At 55.2% G+C, this 18,558-nt stretch carries 16 protein-coding genes and 1 pseudogene; 7 read left to right on the forward strand and 10 right to left on the reverse strand.

Annotated elements, in window-relative coordinates:
- Positions 1–2: 2 nt before the first annotated feature.
- From GDV60_RS13145 to GDV60_RS13155, 3 genes are all read right to left on the reverse strand, one after another.
- Complete coding sequence (locus tag GDV60_RS13145) at positions 3–1,232, reverse strand: alpha/beta hydrolase (RefSeq protein ID WP_159439628.1); 1,230 nt, start codon at positions 1,230–1,232, stop codon at positions 3–5.
- Positions 1,225–5,106 carry a CHAT domain-containing protein gene (locus GDV60_RS13150; protein WP_159907520.1) on the reverse strand — a complete coding sequence of 1,294 codons (3,882 nt, stop codon included), beginning with the start codon at positions 5,104–5,106 and terminating at the stop codon, positions 1,225–1,227. Before GDV60_RS13150 ends, GDV60_RS13145 begins: the two co-directional genes overlap by 8 nt.
- Positions 5,107–5,205: 99 nt before the next feature.
- A complete protein-coding gene (locus tag GDV60_RS13155; RefSeq protein ID WP_070994865.1) occupies positions 5,206–5,649 on the reverse strand; it encodes an Lrp/AsnC family transcriptional regulator in 444 nt (147 codons plus the stop codon).
- 131 nt (positions 5,650–5,780) lie between these two features.
- Between GDV60_RS13155 and GDV60_RS13160 the strand changes: the two genes are divergently transcribed.
- A complete protein-coding gene (locus tag GDV60_RS13160) occupies positions 5,781–6,689 on the forward strand; it encodes a DMT family transporter (RefSeq protein ID WP_159907521.1) in 909 nt (302 codons plus the stop codon).
- Between the two features lie 38 nt (positions 6,690–6,727).
- Here GDV60_RS13160 and GDV60_RS13165 read toward each other — a convergent pair whose 3' ends face one another.
- Positions 6,728–8,731, reverse strand: coding sequence for a U32 family peptidase (locus GDV60_RS13165; protein WP_159907522.1), 2,004 nt, complete (start codon positions 8,729–8,731; stop codon positions 6,728–6,730).
- Positions 8,732–8,825: 94 nt separating this feature from the next.
- Positions 8,826–9,206, reverse strand: coding sequence for a RidA family protein (locus GDV60_RS13170; RefSeq protein WP_092236676.1), 381 nt, complete (start codon positions 9,204–9,206; stop codon positions 8,826–8,828).
- 139 nt (positions 9,207–9,345) lie between these two features.
- On the opposite strand from GDV60_RS13170, the gene GDV60_RS13175 reads away from it, so the two are divergent.
- Together GDV60_RS13175 and GDV60_RS27090 are read left to right on the forward strand one after the other, a co-directional pair.
- Complete coding sequence (locus GDV60_RS13175; RefSeq protein ID WP_159907524.1) at positions 9,346–9,816, forward strand: VOC family protein; 471 nt, start codon at positions 9,346–9,348, stop codon at positions 9,814–9,816.
- Positions 9,817–9,829: 13 nt separating this feature from the next.
- Positions 9,830–9,946, forward strand: coding sequence for a hypothetical protein (locus tag GDV60_RS27090; RefSeq protein ID WP_371923359.1), 117 nt, complete (start codon positions 9,830–9,832; stop codon positions 9,944–9,946).
- Here the strand turns inward: GDV60_RS27090 and GDV60_RS13180 are convergent.
- Complete coding sequence (locus GDV60_RS13180) at positions 9,900–10,559, reverse strand: TetR/AcrR family transcriptional regulator (RefSeq protein ID WP_205345767.1); 660 nt, start codon at positions 10,557–10,559, stop codon at positions 9,900–9,902. The genes GDV60_RS27090 and GDV60_RS13180 overlap by 47 nt on opposite strands.
- A gap of 114 nt (positions 10,560–10,673) precedes the next feature.
- On the opposite strand from GDV60_RS13180, the gene GDV60_RS13185 reads away from it, so the two are divergent.
- Positions 10,674–11,054 carry a lysozyme inhibitor LprI family protein gene (locus tag GDV60_RS13185; RefSeq protein WP_159907525.1) on the forward strand — a complete coding sequence of 127 codons (381 nt, stop codon included), beginning with the start codon at positions 10,674–10,676 and terminating at the stop codon, positions 11,052–11,054.
- Entirely contained in the window at positions 11,054–11,683 is a 630-nt protein-coding gene (locus GDV60_RS13190; protein WP_159909223.1) for a dTMP kinase, read from the forward strand. Before GDV60_RS13185 ends, GDV60_RS13190 begins: the two co-directional genes overlap by 1 nt.
- A gap of 932 nt (positions 11,684–12,615) precedes the next feature.
- Here GDV60_RS13190 and GDV60_RS13195 read toward each other — a convergent pair.
- Complete coding sequence (locus GDV60_RS13195) at positions 12,616–13,527, reverse strand: hypothetical protein (protein WP_159907526.1); 912 nt, start codon at positions 13,525–13,527, stop codon at positions 12,616–12,618.
- 242 nt (positions 13,528–13,769) lie between these two features.
- On the opposite strand from GDV60_RS13195, the gene GDV60_RS13200 reads away from it, so the two are divergent.
- Both GDV60_RS13200 and GDV60_RS13205 read left to right on the forward strand, forming a co-directional pair.
- Positions 13,770–14,693 carry an ABC transporter ATP-binding protein gene (locus tag GDV60_RS13200; RefSeq protein WP_159907530.1) on the forward strand — a complete coding sequence of 308 codons (924 nt, stop codon included), beginning with the start codon at positions 13,770–13,772 and terminating at the stop codon, positions 14,691–14,693.
- Positions 14,690–15,064: pseudogene (locus GDV60_RS13205) on the forward strand (ABC transporter permease); the annotation flags it as partial. The gene GDV60_RS13200 and the pseudogene GDV60_RS13205, both read left to right, overlap by 4 nt.
- A 322-nt stretch (positions 15,065–15,386) precedes the next feature.
- Here GDV60_RS13205 and GDV60_RS13210 read toward each other — a convergent pair.
- From GDV60_RS13210 to GDV60_RS13220, 3 genes are all read right to left on the reverse strand, one after another.
- Entirely contained in the window at positions 15,387–16,355 is a 969-nt protein-coding gene (locus GDV60_RS13210) for a DUF4145 domain-containing protein (protein WP_159907532.1), read from the reverse strand.
- A gap of 34 nt (positions 16,356–16,389) precedes the next feature.
- The gene (locus GDV60_RS13215; protein WP_159907534.1) at positions 16,390–17,271 is read right to left on the reverse strand and encodes a hypothetical protein; all 882 of its coding nucleotides are present in this window, start codon (positions 17,269–17,271) and stop codon (positions 16,390–16,392) included.
- A gap of 552 nt (positions 17,272–17,823) precedes the next feature.
- Positions 17,824–18,138, reverse strand: a complete 315-nt coding sequence (locus GDV60_RS13220) for a hypothetical protein (RefSeq protein WP_017530066.1) — start codon at positions 18,136–18,138, stop codon at positions 17,824–17,826.
- Between the last annotated feature and the right edge of the window lie 420 nt (positions 18,139–18,558).

The raw sequence follows: 18,558 nt of genomic DNA on the forward strand, positions 1-18,558 counted from the left end.
CGTCAGCGGCGGAACGTCCAGTACGTCTGGCCCTCGGACTGCCCGGGGAAAACGCGTTGCCTGTCGCCGGGAGGGGCGTTATTGCGGATCAGGCTATAGATATCACTGAGCAGGGCATCGGCCTGGGCGAAATAGCCATGACCGAGCATGTCTACGTCAAAGTCCGGCACGGCGACCGTGTCAATATTTGCCGCGACGGTGTAGGGAGTGAAGTAGCCGGCGCGGGGTGAATCGTGGAACTTGGCCGAAAGGTGTACAGCCTGGTCCGCATCCGAGGCATACAAGGTGACGCGTTCGGCATAGGCGCCGTACAGGGACGATAAGTCGAGGAACAGGTCGCGATCCACATCGGGGGCGGCCAGCAATATCTGGCCGAATTGCACGGTAGCACGGGTCTGCGCATTGCCGGCAATGCGCTGCAATGCGCGTAACAACCCACGATTGCCCATGCTGTGGGCGATGATATGGACTTTGTCGGCGCCACACTCTTGGGAGAATCTCACCAAAAAGTCTGTGATTGCCGCTTCACTGGCTTCGATGCTGGCCTCGTCGACGGTGTAGGCCATGGCCGAGCCCCGGGAGGGCCAACTGAAAAATGCCGTCGCGCCACTGATATTGAGGTCGACCCCCAGTTGTGCGGCGCGGATGGCGGCTTGTTCGAAGCTGGTGTTGTAGCCGTGCAGAAACACCAAGGCATGGGGCGCATCGCCGTTATCCCGGGCGGCTTGCATTTCATCGCGCAATTGGCTGAAGAACGTGCCCTGGTCCAGAGCGTCAGTCGACTGCAAGCGCAAGCGATCGTCACGTAAATCAAAGCGCCGCATACGCTGCCAGAGACTGGAGCCGGTCTCGCCGAAACGGTGGGCTTGGGGCACGTACACCAGTGCCCTGCCATAGGTCACTTGGGGGTGACGCTGACCACTGAAACCATCGCCCAAAGGTTGGCGGTTGGTTCCATACCAGACGGGATAGACCAGGTCTGCGGCGCCGCTGCGCTGTTGTTGCAAGTCGTTGAAGGTCAGCGCCGTGGGGATCTGGCCAGGCTGTTCTAACTCGTTGAGCAACGCACGCACTTGGCGCTCGATCGCGGCGCAATCGGCGGTTTCCTGCAACAAGCGTTGCTGGATTTGACGGGACAGTTCCTGGGCGCGCTCGCTATTGCCGGATCGAACCGCTTGCTGGAGGGCTGCGAGCAGTTCGGCCACGGGCAAAGCAGGTAAGGTATCAGGCATCAACGGAAGGCTCAGAAGGTGGTTGATTGGAGAGTGCCGTGTGTAACGCTTGAACCAGGGCATCTATTCGGGCTTGCAGGTCATCGAAGTCGACCTGACGTGCCTCCAGCCAGAGGCTCAGCGCGCAAAATCCGGGGGCTTTCACCAGTTCGGCGACAGTCGGCGCAGTGACGCTTGTGCCGGTATCCTTGGCGCGCAGACAGTCATAGGTATAACCGCGCATGACATCCGAAAAATCCTGCCCCATCCCGGCCTCCACGCAGTAAATGATGCCGGCCATGCGATGAAGTGCCTGGATCTGCAAATCCGCAGATCTCCCCTGGTGGGAAAGATAACTGGCCAGATTGCTATGGGATGCCGCACGGGTGCGTGGGTCTGGACCTTGTTCATGCAGAACCAACGCCCGCCTTTCCAGGGTGATGGCCTGCTTCAACTCGCCTTGATTTGCAGCCAGGTTAGCAAGCGCGGTCAGGGTTCTGGCTCGCATCCTTGGCACGTTATGGAAAATCTGGTTGCACTGTTCCAGCTCGGCCCGCGCCTCATCCAGGTGCTCAGGAAGGTGCATCAGCACGGTGGCCCTGTCGAACCGGGTTTCGGCGATATCCTCCAGTGAGCGCGACACTGACTTTTCGATCTCAAGCACCTTGTCTGCTTTTAACAGGGCTTTAGGCCAGTCCCGTTTTTGCACGTCGATACGAAGGGAGATATGCAACGCACCGATGATCGCTCGGGTCAGCATCTCGCTGCTGGGCGCCTCAGGCACTGGTAGACCGGCACTGTAGCAGTCCCACCACTGCATCAAACGCTCAAGCCGCTCTGTCACCTGATGTTCCGCTTCTTCGATGCCGCCGCTCCTGATATCCAGGTTCAACATCTGCAATTCATTGATCAGCAAGTGAATGGGCGGACGACTGCCATGTTTTTCAGCTTCGCTACTTTCGACATAACACTTGCGGGCGTTCACGAAATTACCCTGTATGGAGTACACAATTGCCCAGTTACTACAAATGACAGCGAGCTTGCCCCAGGCCTCATGAGTGTCTCCTTCGCCGTTTTCAGTGGCTGCCCGGGCTAGGATGGCCGCCTGATGATAGGCCTGCGAACTGGCTTCCAAGCTGCCGGCGGCAGATAGGGCATCGCCCAGGCAGTTCAGGAAAAACAGGCGCTGGCTGTCTTCCTGCACCGATTGTGCAGCGGTTTGCAGATGGGGAATCAACGTTTCAACCATGCCGGGCCCCAGGGCGCTGGTGACTAGGCTGCTGAGGAAATACTCCATTTGGTCCCACGCCTGCCCCTGGACGCAGTAAATCAGGGCCTGGCTGCCGGCCTGCAGCGCGGCATCCATGTCCTTGTGGCGCATCGCCAGAAAGTAGTCTTTGAGGAACTGGCCGTAGGCACGCCGGATAACATTCTCGTTCAACACTCCACGATCTTCGACAGCATGCTCCATCCACGCTTGAATACGTTCGCGAACCACCTCATGGCAAGTCAGGTGGGGCATCGGGGGGACGCACGTATGATTATCCTCGTTGACCAGCCCAACGCTGACCAGCGTGCGCAGCAATGCGCCCATTTCAGGCAACTTCAGTGCTGCGTTGACCGACTCCAATAACGCCAGGGTAATGACTTCATTGGCCAGGGAAATCACCCATAGCAATTGGCGCCGATCAACACTCAGATGCTGGATGAACTGGTCCAGTGATACGGCAAGGGCATTATCAAGGTAAACCCGTTCGTCCCTGTGATAGGGGGTGGTTGCAAAGAGATCCGGAAGTGCCGAGAAGTTTCCGGTTCTCTCCAGTGTTTCCAATGCGCTCAGCAGCTGACCATGAAATGCAGGGTCCGCAGCCAAACGCGTAAAGCGATCCATCAACAACGGGTGAAAGCGGCTGGCGTTGAGCAATCGCATGGCCAATGAGCTGATGGCCTCATCGCTGCTGTTCGCCATATGACTCAGTACCGGATGAGCGCGCAGGTACAATGCCGCCTCGCGGGCGGGTAATGGACCCAGCAACACCGAGAATGCAGTGGCGCTTGCCAAGGCTCTCAACGGCAAGCGGGTGGTGATTAATACCCGTGAGCGTGAGCCTTGCAGGCCAATCGACAGCGCCGCGAGGCAGGTGTCCCAGCTCGGATCCTGGCTGGACCAGAAGGGTTGCCCGTCGACAGGCTCGGATGTCGGCTTGAGGTTCGTCTCAAAGTTATCCAGAACCAGCAGGATTGCCTCGTGTTGCAGGGCCCTGATCAAATTGTGGATTAGCCGTTGAGTCCGCTCGGCGCCGGTGAATGTCGGTGTTGCCTCGCGATAGATCCTGTCTGCAGGACATTGCTGGACATGTGCGTTGTAGATGCCCAACTCGGCGTCCAATTTGCGATGGATATCCAGCAATGTGGCCTCAAACACCAGTGCCGAGGGTTTGCACTGGTATAGCAGGACCCATTTAAAACGATCAGCCCACAATTCGAGAGCTTCGGCCACCAGAGCGGTTTTGCCCATGCCACCCAAACCGGTGATGATCGCCACCGGTGTGACTTCGGGACCCTCACGCGAACCAATAAAGTCGGCGCCCAGGTCTGCCAGTTCCCACGTCCGACCGACAAAGTGCTCATGACTGACGCTGGTCAGCTCGGCAATCTGGTGTAGGCGGTTACTTTGGGCGAAGGTGCCGGGGCTCGGCCCCGCGGCCAACACAAGTCCGGGTTGTTCGGCACCATACAGTACCGCTGTGGCGTGATCGCCGATGGCAAAACCCAATGTGTTGGTGCGATTGGCCAGCTCCTTTCGCGCCTGATTGAGTGCCGCTGCCGCGTCCTTCGCAGATACGTCGGCCAACAGGCCGCGGTAGAACCTGATTGCCAGCTCACGCGCGTAGTCATCGTTTACCGCGAAGCGCATGGCAACTACCGAAGGTATACCGCCTTTGAGTAGCGCATACGCGATGCCGCACGCCCCTGGCGAATTGTCAGCGCTGGCTTTGATTGGTCGATCATGGCCTTGGGCGATGCTAAAAAAGTCACGCCAGTCACGGGGTTGCAAGCTGTCCCCGGACTGGCACGCGCCTAGAAACACGAGCCTGGGCAAGAAACCTCCAGCGTCGTTGAACAGCCGCACCAACTCATCGCCACTGATGCTGTTCTTGGCGCCGCCAGGGCTGGCAAGATCCAACTGGTTGAGCGTGCCGTGGCCACTCCAGTGAACAATATGGTAGCCACTGTGTTCCTGGATCTGGTCGACCAACCGTTGGCGCGTGACACCGTGGGTCAGGAAATGCGCAACGACACGCCGTTTAGGATAGATTTTCTGTTTGAACATCCGCAGCAGTTCACGTCTTTCCATGCGCGCGCCCAGTGGTTGCGAACCACGGGACTGGGCAAAAATGAACAACACGCGCAAGGCTTCGTCGGCTCGCAATGTAAGCGGTGGAGAGGGCGCGAGTGCCGTGGCGTAGGTGACGCGCACCAGCAAGTTGCGCTCCCCCAAGGGCGCCGATTGTTCATCCTGCCGGGCAATTTCCCACGCGACACGGGCCATGGCGGCAGCCAGGCTGTCCTGCTCCCCGGTGACGGTCGGCAAGTGCACGCACAGCGTACGTTGATGGTGCCCTTGCTGCAGTTCCTGGAAAATCTGCGGGCCGAGCAGGTGATGTGCGATAGCCACGCCAAGCTCGGCCATCGCCTTGGGTTGCTCGCTGGTAGACACGTACCGATCGAGGTAATCACGCAGGTCGAATATGCCCCGCTTGAGACTGGCGTCCAACGTGCGCAGATCGGCCTGGTGGTAGGCCAAATGGCCTGCGTGCTCGTTCTGGAGACGGAAGTCAACGACGTCCTTTACGGGGGTGGTGCTGATGAAAAGATTAAATTGACTAAGCAAACCGATCATCCGTGAAAAGGATTTAAGCGTAATTGCAACATGATGGCACAGCTGGCGCGGCCATCGTAGTGCAAATCAGCGGCGGCCTTTAACAGAGCGTCACTGGCCCGCCAACGGCGGCAGCCGGCGCTTGACCGGGGTTTTCTTGACGATGGCGGTGTTGGTTTCGGCGTAGGCGTTGAGACGGTCGAGCAAGGTATCCAACTGGTCCATGGTGCGTACGTGCAGTCGCGCGATAAAGCAGTCATCGCCAGTGACCTTGTCGCACTCGGTAAACTCCGGGATCGCCTGGATCTGCCGTTCCACCTCTTGTAGCTGGCCGGGCAGGGGGCGGATGCGCACTATGGCTTGCAACAGATAGCCAAAGTGCTTGGGGTCGATATCCACGGTGTAGCCCTTGAGGACTCCGCGCTCCTCCAGGCGTCGCAAACGTTCGCCCACGCTGGGCGAGGACAGGCCGGTAATGCCCGCCAGGGTCTTGAGCGAGCAGCGCGAGTCGTCCATCAGGGCGGCGATCAGTTGTTGGTCGATAACATCAATCATCCTGGGCTCCTTAAGCAGATTTGCTGTTTTGCCTAATAAGAATAGGTAAGGACCACCTTTTACCTTCTGCAGGCGCTGGAGCCTGATTGGCGCAGGTTGCCATAATTTAGCCTCATCCGAGGAGCTAAATCATGGACACATCCATACGTCGCGGCTCGTGGGAAATGGTCGGCGCAATGCTGATTTCCGGCACCATCGGCTGGTTTGTGCTGGTGTCTGGGGTGCCGGTCATCGAAGTGGTGTTCTGGCGTTGCGTCATCGGCGGCCTGACTCTGCTGCTGGTGTGCTGGCGGCTGGGGTATTTGCGGGGCGGATGGTTGAATTACTCGACACTCGGCTGGGCGATGTTGAGCGGCGTGGCCATTGTCGGTAACTGGTTGTTGCTGTTTGCGTCTTATGCCAAGGCCTCCATTGCGATCAGCACCGCGGTCTATAACGTGCAGCCGTTCATGCTGGTGATGCTCGCGGCGTTGTTTCTTGGCGAAAAGATCACCGCACAGAAGCTCGCCTGGTTGAGTGTGGCTTTCGTGGGCATGCTGGCGATCGTCAGTGCCCATGGCGAGCAGCAGGGCAGTGGTGATCATTACCTGTTGGGCGTGGTGCAGGCGATAGGCGCGGCGTTTTTGTATGCGGTCGCTGCGCTGATCATCAAACGTCTGAAGGCCGTGCCGCCGCACCTACTGGCACTGATTCAAGTGACTACCGGCGCGGTGTTGCTGGTGCCGCTGGTCTCGTGGCAAAGCCTATCGGCGCCCGTCGATGCCTGGGCCGCGCTGTTGACGCTGGGCGTGGTGCATACCGGCCTGATGTACGTGCTGCTGTATGGCGCGATTCAAAAACTGCCGACGGCCTTGACCGGGGCGCTGTCGTTCATCTACCCGGTTGCGGCGATCCTGGTTGACTGGATGGCCTACGGGCATCGCTTGGGCTGGGCACAGTGGTTGGGGGTTGCGGCGATATTGCTAGCGGCGGCGGGGTTGCAGCGGGGTTGGTGGTGGCGTGTCAAGCCAGAGTTGGCGCCATCCAAACGCCCCCTGTAGGCGCCGGCGAACCGGCACCTACAGGGACGTGGGTTTACTCAATGTGGCGCGCGGGGGATGGTCTTGAGCAGGTCGGCCGGGCTGATATGCCCCACGACCTGCTGCTGCACACCGCTGCCCGGCAACGGCAGGTCGAGGATATGCCCTTTGATCTTGCCCACCACGTGCATTTCGCAAGGCTTGCAGTCGAACTTCAGGGTCAACACCTCATCGCCATGAATCAGCTGCATCGGTGCAACCTTGGTGCGTACGCCGGTCACGCCCTTGGCCTGCTTGGGGCACAGGTTGAAGGAGAAGCGCAGGCAATGCTTGGTGATCATCACCGGCACTTCACCGGTTTCTTCGTGGGCCTCGTAGGCCGCGTCGATCAATTTCACGCCATGGCGGTGATAGAAATCGCGAGCCTTCTGGTTGTAGACGTTGGCCAGGAACGACAGGTGCGACTCCGGGTACACCGGTGGTGGCGTGGTTTCAGCCTTGCGGCCCCCACGGGGATGGGCCTCGACACGGGCCGTTGTCAGCGCTTCGATCACATCACGGCGCAGGGCCTTGAGCTGTGAGTTGGGGATGAAATACGCCTGCGGCGCATCCAGTTCGATGGCCGTGGCGTGATACTGGGTGGTACCGAGTTGGCCGAGCAGGTCGCGCAAGGTATCCAGCGCCTGTTCCGGTTTGTTGGCCACGCCGAATGGGCCGGGCAGGGTGGTGCTGGCACTCACCCCCTCTTCACTGGTGGCGGTCAGTTGCAGTTGGTCTTCGCGCAGGCAGACTTGCCAGGACACACCAATCCGGCGCTCGGCGGAGGTCTTGAGCAGCGCTTGCTGCCAGTTGTGGTCCAGGTTGCGGTTGAGCGGGTGATTGGGCCGCAACTGATGCAGGCCCGCCGGCATCTCGTTGGGCTCGACGCGGTAGCGGTAGCGCTTCTCACCGTCTTCCTCGAACTCACCCTTGGGCTCGGCGATATTGGCGCGGAAACCCACGACTTCGCGCTTGATCAGCACGTTCAAACCGTCACCGTTGGACAGCGGCTCATGGGTGATGACCTGCAAGTCGCGCTTGCCGGCCTTTTCCACCACGCCAACTGGCAGGCCGGTAAAGGTTGGGGTGTCGAAGGCACCGATATCGATCTTGCGATCACTGACGAAGTAGTCGGTACTGCCACGGTGGAAGGTCTTTTCCGGGTCCGGCAGGAAGAAATGCGCGGTGCGGCCGCTGGAGGCGCGAGCCAGGTCGGGGCGGTCCTCAAGAATCTCGTCCAGGCGCTGGCGGTAATAGGCGGTGATGTTCTTCACATAGCCCATGTCCTTGTAGCGGCCTTCGATCTTGAACGAGCGCACGCCGGCATCTACCAGGGCGCGCAGGTTGGCGCTCTGGTTGTTGTCTTTCATCGACAACAGGTGTTTTTCAAAGGCGACAACGCGACCCTGGTCGTCCTTGAGGGTGTAGGGCAGGCGGCAGGCCTGGGAGCAATCGCCACGGTTGGCGCTGCGGCCATTTTGTGCATGGGAAATATTGCACTGCCCGGAGAACGCCACGCACAACGCGCCGTGAATGAAGAACTCGATGGCGGCATCGGTTTCATCGGCGATCGCGCGGATTTCCTGCAGGTTCAGCTCGCGGGCCAGCACCAGTTGGGAGAACCCGGCCTGATCGAGGAACTTGGCCCGGGCCAGGGTGCGGATATCGGTCTGGGTGCTGGCATGCAGTTCGATGGGCGGGATATCCAGCTCCATCACACCCAGGTCCTGGACGATCAGTGCATCAACCCCTGCATCGTGCAACTGGTGGATCAGCTTGCGGGCCGGCTCCAGTTCATCGTCATGCAGGATGGTGTTGATGGTGGTGAACACCCGGGCGTGATAGCGACGGGCGAATTCCACCAGTTGGGCGATCTCGCTCACGTCGTTGCAGGCGTTGTGGCGGGCACCGAAGCTTGGGCCGCCGATGTACACGGCGTCGGCGCCGTGCAGGATAGCCTCGCGCGCGATGGAGACATCGCGGGCAGGGCTGAGCAATTCCAGATGATGCTTGGGCAAGGACATAGTTTTTTTAGTCAGGCTTGTCACGGTTGAGGTGCGCATTGTAGCCGTGAATCGCCGGGTGGGCACCCGCTGGATGCCCAATGGTGCGCAGTGCTCAGCCTTTGGCTGCCATCGCTGTGACTTCAACTCGCATGCCTTCGACCGCCAACGACGCCACGCCTACGGCCGCGCGTACTGGCCAGGGTTTGGCAAAGAACCGCTTGTACACCTCGTTGAATGCGGCGCGGTCGGCCATGTCGGTGAGGTAGATGGTCAAGTGCATGACCCGGTCCATGCTGCTGCCGGCGCGTTCGAGCGCGACCTTGAGGGCTTGCAGGGTGCATTCGCTTTGCGCGGTGATATCGCCTAGTTCCAGGCTGCCATCGGCGCGCACCGGGATTTGCGTGGAGACCAGGATGCCGTTGAAGCCGATGACGTCGGAAGAAATCGAGTCGGGGTCGAGGTCGGGGGTGAAGCTGAGGTCGTGGTTGGCCATGGGGAACCCTAGAAGAATGATCAGCGTGATAGTAAACCGTCCACACAAGTTATCGGTTGATAAATTATTCTTGAAATAAGTTATCGGATGATAAAATATGCATCTGCAACGTCTCTGATCCGTAACGCCAGGAGGGAACATGGGAGTACTAGCGCTCGACCATTTCACCATTCGCACCGAACAGTGGGGCAAGACCGCCGAGTTTTTTGAACGCGTGATTGGCTTGTCATCTGGGCCCCGTCCGGATTTTCGTTTTCCCGGCTGCTGGATGTACGCCGGTGGCCGTCCACTCCTGCATATCGCCAGTGTGGTGGGCGGTGACAAGGATCTGCAGGCTTATCTGGGTAACAAGCAGGGGGGTTACGGGTCGGGCTGTCTCGATCATGTATCGCTACGTTGCGAAGGGCTGGAAGCTGTCCAGGTCCGTCTGCAATCGATGGGCATTGCCTTTCGTGAACGGGTCATTCCACAGATGGGTGAGCACCAGCTGTTTCTCGAAGACCCCAATGGGATCACCATCGAGATGATCTTTGACTACGTGCCGGGGGCCCGGATTGTCGGCCAGGCCATGGCCAGCCTCGACATTGGCCAGTCGCAGGAAGGAAGCTGATGACCCCTCACGGATGATCTGGACCAACCCGGTCATACCCATGGATGGCTTTTGCCTGGTCTATCTGTTCGCGGAAATAGACATCACGGGAGTTGGTCGCAATGCAGGGCGCCATCGAGGAAGGCATTGACCCGCAGCGCAATCAGCTGCGGAAGATCCTCAGGGACGGGCAACTGATACACCCACTTACGCACCCCCAAGTAAAAGAAGCTGCTGTGGAAACCCCACAGCACTTCGATCTCAAGGCTCAACGCCTGCTCGTCCAGCGGGGTGTTCAGTTGCTTATGATGGCGCAGTTCTTCAATGATCGTCAGGAACACCGTTTCGTGCAGTTGCTTGAGATAGCGCTGGTTGAGTTGCGGGTCCTGCAAGCCGGCATACAGAAAGATCCGCACCCATTCATTGCTCAGAATGGTCCGGGTGTAACCGATAAAGTAATCAATCAGCCGCTCCCTTAAAGGACGCGTACGGTCCTTGAGCTGCTGCTCCAGTTCGGGGTCCCAGCGGCTCATGAACACCTGCTGGTAAACCTGCTCGATCAATAATTGCTTGCTGGGAAAGTAGCGATAGAGCAGGGGTTGGGTCACCTGCAGTCCCTCGGCCAACTCACGGGTAGTGAGTGCGAAGCCTTTCTGGGCGAAGAGGGTGATCGCCCGTTCGACCATCTGCTGCTGCCGATCGGCGGCCGTGAGATTTCTTCGGCCTGGCGTGGTCGCCTTGTTGCTAACGCTGATTTTTGCCATTGTCGACCTATGCAGTGCCACCTATAGAAAGCGTGCAAGAATCATACGCGTTGCAGCCGCCACCGTGGGCCCTTACCACGACGCTCATTCACATCCTTACAGGGACACCATTATATGCATTCAATCACCCGGGCGGCGCTGTTGTCAGTGGCCGTGCTTGCCGCAGGTTTGGCCGTCAGCGCACAAGCCCAGACCGGACCTTCGTTCAAGTGCAGCGCGAACATGGCCAGCTCCGTGGAGACACTGATTTGCAGCAGCGAAGGGCTTGCCTCCCTGGATCGCCAAATGGCGAGCACCTACAGCGCTGCACTGAAAAAGGCCGGTAGCCAGGCCAAGATGCTCAAGGCTGAACAACGTGGCTGGATCAAGGGGCGCAACGACTGCTGGAAGGCTGACGACAAACAGGCGTGCATTCGTGACAGTTACAACCAGCGCCTGACCGAACTCCAGAAGGGTTATGGCGTGGTCACGTCTACGCCCGCAAGCCAGAAATGATCAATCGTCCACTGTTTGTTTCTGTAGACGGGCCCAAGGGAACCGGCAAAACCACACTGTTGGAAGCCGTTACAACAGTACTAAGGGCAGACAACAAAAAAGTAATCCGGCTGTGCGAGAAAAAAAGCGATCCCCATCGGGGGCAAACAATGATCCTCGTTAACCAACTGGTCAGGAATCCCTCACGGAACTTGGAGTGGGAGGTGTGTGAGCGCCTCGCTGATAGCCGTGCATGGATTTCCCGGCACGTTATTGCTAAACAGCCACCTGGCAGCATTGTGTTGATTGATCGCTGGTACCCGTCCGATGCCGCGTTCCGGCGCACAATCCCGTTTGCAGAAATCCTACAGTTGAACATCGATCGGAATGTGCAAGTACCCGACCTGCATATCGGGATTGTCACCGCTCCTGATATCTCCTGGGCACGGGCAGCGGCACGACGGCGCGGCTTGAACAGCACTGTGATCCATCAGTTGGAAGAACATGTGGCATGTACCAACGCGTTCGAGCGTGCGATTGAAGATCATGGCTGGGTGTTATGCCGAAATGAAGGAACGCTCGAAAGCGCAACGGCGCAGGTGGTTTCTGAGATTTATAAGGCGCTTATATGCAGAGGGTCGGACGGTTGACTGGAGGAAGCTGGGGGCGTGGAAGTGATCGCAGGTGTCGGGTGGAGGTTGAAGTGTGTATTACGTGATTTAACAAGTGGGCGATGTCGGATGTTCATAAGTAGCTCACAGGCCCGAGATTGCTGAATAAATGTTCTCGAAATTAGCGCGATCGGTCATCGATTGTTGTTCATAGTGGATCAAAATACACGGGAGCTGAGTCAGGGGTGTGGGAGGTGAGCCGAGTGTTGACGCTGAATAAGGAGGCGGATCAAATTCGGTAGAGATGGGTTATCAAATCAACCTAGTACCGACAACGTCAAACGCGTCCGCTCCCGACCGATTTCTGCCTGTCGCCCCTCTCAGTTATGTGGCTTGAAGCTGGCGAGCAGTTAAACATTGAGAGTTGGACGGAGTGATGGTGTTAAATTCAGTTTGAGGTACGACTACCGGCCCCTAATATTTAAGGTTAAATCGACACAAACCTGTTGGGTGCCCCGTGATAAGTGAATGCGGTTTAATGCCAGGCGGGCGAGCCAAGTAAGATTACCCACTTACATCGACTTAACTGAGATCACTTCCACAAGCCTGAACTTTTTTCAGCCGTCTTAGTAGCTTCTTGCTCCGCAACTAGAGAGCTCAGCGTATCTGCCTCATGTAGCATTTCGTGCATCTCGCCTTCAAATTCATTTCCCACACGGAGCGTGACTCTCAACCTAGGTACAATCGGGAGCTGCTGGGTAACTGGCAGTCTTGGCCACTTGGGTGCCAATGACTAGCAGAAAGGCCCAGACACTCAACCCTGACCAGTTAATAGTGGCGAAAGTCGGTTGGTCACCACAGCGTTGAGCGTTCAGTTCTGGGCTTGAAGAAACAACAGGAGCAGCTAATACAGAAAAGCCCGCCACCCAAATCGTAAAATACGTCATTATCTTATCAGGAACGCATGACCTTTATGAGCGCATCAGATTGTTGATTTGTTGCTCGGCCGCTTGCAATGACCGGATATCCATTGCCAACTCATCCTCCTGCTTGGATAACGCCAGTTCCCGAATCAATAACAGACGTTCTCGTTGTTCCAATTTCTCTTGGCGGTCCTTAAGTTCTACATACTGAGCCAGTAAGGTTTCCTTGTGGTTCGTTACACTTGCGATCAGTGACTTGAGATTCGTTTCGATTTTTTTGGATATGTTCTGATCGAGGGGCTTGGCCAAATGATTACCCGTCAATGCGCTAGGGGCAGGCGCGGCTGGCTCTATAAAAGGAGCTGAAACAACGGCCGAGGCGCCGCCCGTGGCGTACATCAGCGGTTCAATTTTGTTTAATACTGGCGCGGTCGTCATGTAGTGCACTTGTGATGACGCGCAGTAGTTCGCTGTCTTCGAGGGCGAATCGTCATTTGGTATAGAGGGCGCTACAAAGTTGTTGTGCATGGACGGGGAGGCTGAAGTATCAACACTTGAGGAGGGGTGGTAGCTCAGCAGGCTTCTTAGCCATGCCTCGCTGATTTTCAAACAATGAGGAGTAGTGCCAACGCTACTCTGAATTTCTTTGTCTCCCAAATCCATCACTGCATAGGTGCTTTCTGTTTGTATGGCTTTAGTCGAGCAAGCATCGTGAATAATACTTTTGAGCACTTGTGTCGCTGTCGTCAGTATCTCGGGGGGAGCGTTACACAGGTTCAGAACACTTCCCTCATTTTTTAGGGGGGACAGATAAATCTTGATGAGATTGTCGCCCAGTTTTTCATTGAGGCTGTAAACCAGAAACTGCCTGTCGATGTACGTTGCTGTGAAGCCGCACAAGACCACGGCATTGAGTAACTGTCCGTCAGCGTCAGATACTTCGATTGTTCTTAACAGCATGGGACGTCCGGCTCCGTAGGATGAAAAGGGTCACAATTCAACGTCCATAATAGCCAGCTGCCCATCAAGGCATTATCAGATAATCCTCACTTGGCTACAGATAATTCCACGCTCGCCAAGGATAGATCGGATTATCTGTAGATGATGTATCACGCTGTGCAGGCTGCGGTTAAGGTGCGGCGCGAACGAAAAAAGCGCACCTAAAGGCGCTTCAATGTGCCTCTGCAGGTAAATCGAAAATCATGATTGAGATAACCCATTTAACCAAACGGTTCGGCAATGCTATTGCCGTAGACGATCTGTCTTTCAGGGCTGTACCGGGTGAGGTGCTCGGAGTTTTGGGGCCCAATGGCGCTGGCAAGTCCACGACGCTACGCATGCTCACTGGCTTCATGTCACCTAGCTCGGGAACGGCCATCGTGTGTGGTTTTGATATACGCCGTCAGACGCGCCTTGCCCAGCAACTCATCGGTTACGTCCCTGAATCGGGGGCTTGTTACAACGAAATGTCCGTGTCTGGCTTCTTGGGTTTTGTCGCGCAGGTGCGCGGTTTGCGTGGCCGTGAAAAGAAACTGCGGGTAATGGCCCTGCTCGAACAGTTCGAGCTGATGGAGGTCCGGGGGCAGACGATCGATACTCTTTCCAAAGGCTTTCGTCGCCGGATCAGCCTGGCGCAAGCAATTCTTCACGAACCCAAAATACTGATCCTGGATGAGCCTACCGATGGTCTTGATCCGAACCAGAAATACCGTGTGCGCGAGCAAATCAAGGACATGGCCCAAAACAAAATCGTCATTGTTTCTACGCATATCATGGAAGAGGTCACCGCGTTGTGCGGCCGTGTACTGGTCATGAATAAAGGACATTTGTTAGCTGACAGCACGCCCTGCGAACTGGAAAGTCGCTCGCGTTATCACCAAGCCGTGACGTTGTACGCCGCGCGTCCATTGGACGTGATGACACTGGCAATGCTGCCTGGTGTGGCGGGTATTGAGGCGGGGACTGAGGCCTACAGCGTTCGGGTTTTGGCGCGCCCCGGGGCTGTAATATTGCCAGCTATCAACACGCTGATAGTGAAGCAGGGCTGGGATGTGCCTCGACAGGAAGTCGAGCGCGGCTCGCTTGGAGACGTCTTCCGTCTACTGACTCGGGAGCAACGACCATGAGCCGGGTATGGCCGCTGTTCAAGCGTGAGGTATGCAGCTATTTCATTACCCCTGTTGCCTATGTATTTACTCTACTGTTGCTGGTGCTCAGCGGAGTCAGCACGTTTTATCTCGGCAGCTTTTATGAGCGCAACCAGGCGGATCTGGCACCATTTTTTGATTACCTCCCTTGGCTCTATGCATTGCTATTGCCAGCATTGGCCATGCGCATGTGGTCGCTGGAGCGACAGACGGGTTCGATTGAGCTTCTGATGTCCCTGGCGGTTAGCGCTGTGGACGCTGTTCTTGCGAAGTTCCTGGCAGCGTGGATGATCAGCGGCTTTGCACTGGCATTGACGTTTCCACTTGTGCTTACAGTCAACTATTTAGGCATTTCAGTGGACATTCCCGATGGCGCAGATGACATCGCTCGAAGAGTATGTGCGTTGCTCAAGCAGCCTCTTTGCGGGTAAGCCCGCTCCAACAAAGATCACATCTGATCTAGACGGCTGCAGTGGGTCGATTTCTGCCTGTAGCCACCGTCAGCTTTTGGCCGATTACTGCCGTTCGTGACGGGCAGCTATCGGCCAAAAGCAGCCCTTCGATGTGCCTAGGAAACTTGGGTCAACATACGGTTGCATTCATTCAAGCAAGATTGGCGTCATCGCTGATCTTACCGTCGTGTTTTAGCTAGAAATTTCTTCATCAAGTAATTTAGCTTTTGGGGGTGATAAATGTCTCAAAGTACCAAGTCGCTGACATCCCCTGATGATTAAGTATCGAATAAATGCTGGCAAATATTGTGTCGCCCTCGATCAGTTCCAGTTCTTGAATTTTTTTGATGTCTTCATCAATTAGGTCAATTGTGGTGTAAGTTCCTAGTGGGATGTGATGCAGTGTAATTTCCTTGGGCGTGACTTCAAAATCTATTTCTTCTATTCGAAATAAATCTGTTTGCGTCACTTTATCTCCAGGATTTGAAATGGCAACATCTATTTGAAGCTCTTCAGCCATAAAATAGCGGAGCTTCATAGTAAACTCCTCTTGATTCAAAGTGTCGCCAAATGAAGTTTTGTAGACCTGCTGGTGAGCAAAATCCTCGATTATTTTTGTGATAATTTCTCCGGATTTGTACTGTGAGTTTGACGGTGAGAATAGATTTTTGTAAATCGCCTTTAAGCTATTAATGCAGTTAAGCGCTTCAGCGCCTAAGGTGTTTTGATCACGGGTTTTAAAATCATCGTTGAAATGGAGGCAGTCGTTCCGAATGATCCGAATAGCATCAAATGCCTTGTGCGTGTCCTCAGATAGCTCTCCTCGCTCTTTCAGTTTCTGGAGGCGAACGTGCTGCGTGGCGTTTTGCAGATCGATGTGACTCATTTTTTTTGCAAAGTACTTGCAGAGATCTTCACTCGCAATTCCAGTTAGAGCAATAGTGCTATAGAATGCTCCCAGTGCGTAAGTAAGTTCCGCCTCTTTGATAAGGCGAATAAAGTCCCCTGTCTCTTCCACCACGCCGATGTTGTCAATCTGCCACTTTCGCTCAGTTATTTTTTCAATTTCATCGTTGATCCAGGTGGTGAATGAGTATTTGTAGGCGGATTTATCTCGTTCTACAAGTGCTGTAATATCTTCCCCTGCAACGTTTTTGTAGTCAAACCTTGTACAGTCAAAATAGCGCACGCTTCTTTCCTTTCTCTAATATAGTAATTTCGAGCTATAAATAATATGGTGTTTCGGCGTTTTCGCTGAAAGTCGGAATTTGTAATGCCTCCCTCAACTCAAGTAATACGGCCTGTGACTTATCGACCATTTCGCGACTAACGACAGGCTCCGCGCCATGAATGATTGCATTTCTAAGCGTAATTAGATCTTTTAATTGAGCGAAAAGATGATGCTTAATTTTTCTTCCTCGCCAGAGCATCTCTGCGAGGCGAGTATTAGAGGTGCGCTTATATTTAGGCGACCACTCCAGTGCTTCAATGAAAGGCTTCAGTGAACCAGTAGCCTCAACCAAAATCCTTTCGATTTCATTATATGTTCGCAAGAAATTTTCTAGGCTGCCTTCAGTGTCCTGAAGGCTATGGCCTGGGTCGATTTCGTTTTGAATCGCTTGGCTGGCCGCCTCTACGTTATGCGGAGTTACCACATCTAAAACAAAAATGGAGATTGCTGCAAACGAAATAGCAAAGCTTGTCTGCGCTGTGTTCATCAGCGCCGTTAGAAGTAGGGTGCTCTTAGCTCCTTCTTGAACTATGACCAAATTAGTTAAAATAATGGTAAGTCCCACCAATAGCGTGATTACTACTAGCTGCTTGAGGTAGCGGCCTTCCACTTTCTCAATGGAGACTGCTCGGGTTTCATCGTTTCGAGCCTCGCGAAGTAGTTCGCTTCGGAAGAATAAGTATCCAGTAAGAGTCAGCCCATAAACTGCCGCAATTACCTGGGCGGAGGTCGAATACAAGTACATGATTTGATTTTCGTTGAGTACGAACCATGCGTTACTAAGCGCCACAATAGTCGATAGAATGCTTATCGTAATCAACGCCGTCGCTGTAGATAATGCTACGGCAGTGCTAGATATGGAATGCAAACGCATATGACTCATCCCTGATTCGGTTTCCTGGCTTACAGGCGCTAGCCTGAAACTAGCACTCCGAGATTTCGCTGAGCAGGCATTATGCCATCATCGATCCCTTGTTGCTAAGGGGTTGTGATGTGCTTCAAAGCCGTTAGGTGCTTAGAAATCCAGACCCTGTTTGCACAATATTCCGGTTTCCTATTCATCATGGCTCAATCCTGTGCTACCCCTATCGAGGGATCAAGGGTAAACGATACGATTTTCGAAGCAGACCCAAGATTGGCCGCAAAGGTGGTTTCTATCATGTGCGTTTTCTGCGCGGCATCAGGGTAAGGCTCGCAGCTTTCCCCGCCAGAGATGCTGGCGCAGTCGAAAGCTTAAGACCGGCGCTCTGCAAGGCCAATGACAACACTCGGGCGGGAAGACTCTGAATCACACCATCTTGGGGTCATTCGATCGTCTGCTTTGGGTCGGAAGCAGTCAGTCGCATGTACCTATAAATACTTGGGCCAATTCACCCTAAAGAGTTCAATGCCGACTCCCTCAATACCGTGCGACGCCTTTATGGCTTCATTGCGCCGACTCACAGGCCTTCAACGGCTCCTTCGGGTGCAATGCACAGATGTCGAAACCGTCACGCCGGGTATAGCCCGCACGCTTCATACATACAAATCGCTGGGCCATCTCTTGGAAGCTGGCATTAGGATCGATGCCGGAGCCATTTTTCTCACCGCAAGCTAGCATGGACGCCAAGACATCATTCCTGCTCGCTCCCGGCTTCTCCCATAAGTCAGCATCAGCCGTAGGGGGCTGAAAAGGCTCGCTGAAACATGCGGTGACGAGGGGGCAAATCAACAGCGCAAATGCCACATTTTTGAGCCACATGATCAATCTCCTTATTTTCTGGTGCTGACGGGCATCAGCGCGGGCTCGCCTTCCGGCTAATAATCTTGCACAGGTTCGTGTATCACTTTCATAACAGCTGTGCATAGTCGTGACACCGATGAAGATGTTACCCAACTCCTTTAACAAGCTACTGCCCTCAGGTAGCACGCTGAATCGTCCAAAATTTCGTAGGGACGACTGACCGCTTTTGGCCGAGGCTGTGTAAAAACAGTTTTGAGCGCGACCGCTACTCAAAACCGAACTGAAAATCGCGTTTCTACGCGAAATCCACATCTGCTGACGTGCCGATAAATTTCAGATTTAACGTAGACGCGCACACTTCAATTTTGGCGAAGCGTTTTTACACACTCTGGGCCGATAGCTGTCAGTCGTTCCATAGGCAGCACGCCGTCGTGAACT

Origin of the sequence: Pseudomonas sp. DTU12.1, from assembly GCF_009873475.1 — a bacterium.
Classification (GTDB): Bacteria; Pseudomonadota; Gammaproteobacteria; order Pseudomonadales; family Pseudomonadaceae; genus Aquipseudomonas; species Aquipseudomonas proteolytica.

Excerpts from the sequence above, each read along its gene's own strand:
- GDV60_RS13145 (WP_159439628.1), bottom strand. The coding sequence starts at position 1,232 with ATGCCTGATACCTTACCTGCTTTGCCCGTGGCCGAACTGCTCGCAGCC.
- GDV60_RS13155 (WP_070994865.1), bottom strand. The coding sequence starts at position 5,649 with ATGATTGATGTTATCGACCAACAACTGATCGCCGCCCTGATGGACGAC.
- GDV60_RS13160 (WP_159907521.1), top strand. The coding sequence starts at position 5,781 with ATGGACACATCCATACGTCGCGGCTCGTGGGAAATGGTCGGCGCAATG.
- GDV60_RS13165 (WP_159907522.1), bottom strand. The coding sequence starts at position 8,731 with ATGTCCTTGCCCAAGCATCATCTGGAATTGCTCAGCCCTGCCCGCGAT.
- GDV60_RS13170 (WP_092236676.1), bottom strand. The coding sequence starts at position 9,206 with ATGGCCAACCACGACCTCAGCTTCACCCCCGACCTCGACCCCGACTCG.
- GDV60_RS13175 (WP_159907524.1), top strand. The coding sequence starts at position 9,346 with ATGGGAGTACTAGCGCTCGACCATTTCACCATTCGCACCGAACAGTGG.
- GDV60_RS27090 (WP_371923359.1), top strand. The coding sequence starts at position 9,830 with ATGATCTGGACCAACCCGGTCATACCCATGGATGGCTTTTGCCTGGTC.
- GDV60_RS13180 (WP_205345767.1), bottom strand. The coding sequence starts at position 10,559 with ATGGCAAAAATCAGCGTTAGCAACAAGGCGACCACGCCAGGCCGAAGA.
- GDV60_RS13185 (WP_159907525.1), top strand. The coding sequence starts at position 10,674 with ATGCATTCAATCACCCGGGCGGCGCTGTTGTCAGTGGCCGTGCTTGCC.
- GDV60_RS13195 (WP_159907526.1), bottom strand. The coding sequence starts at position 13,527 with ATGCTGTTAAGAACAATCGAAGTATCTGACGCTGACGGACAGTTACTC.
- GDV60_RS13200 (WP_159907530.1), top strand. The coding sequence starts at position 13,770 with ATGATTGAGATAACCCATTTAACCAAACGGTTCGGCAATGCTATTGCC.
- GDV60_RS13215 (WP_159907534.1), bottom strand. The coding sequence starts at position 17,271 with ATGCGTTTGCATTCCATATCTAGCACTGCCGTAGCATTATCTACAGCG.
- GDV60_RS13220 (WP_017530066.1), bottom strand. The coding sequence starts at position 18,138 with ATGTGGCTCAAAAATGTGGCATTTGCGCTGTTGATTTGCCCCCTCGTC.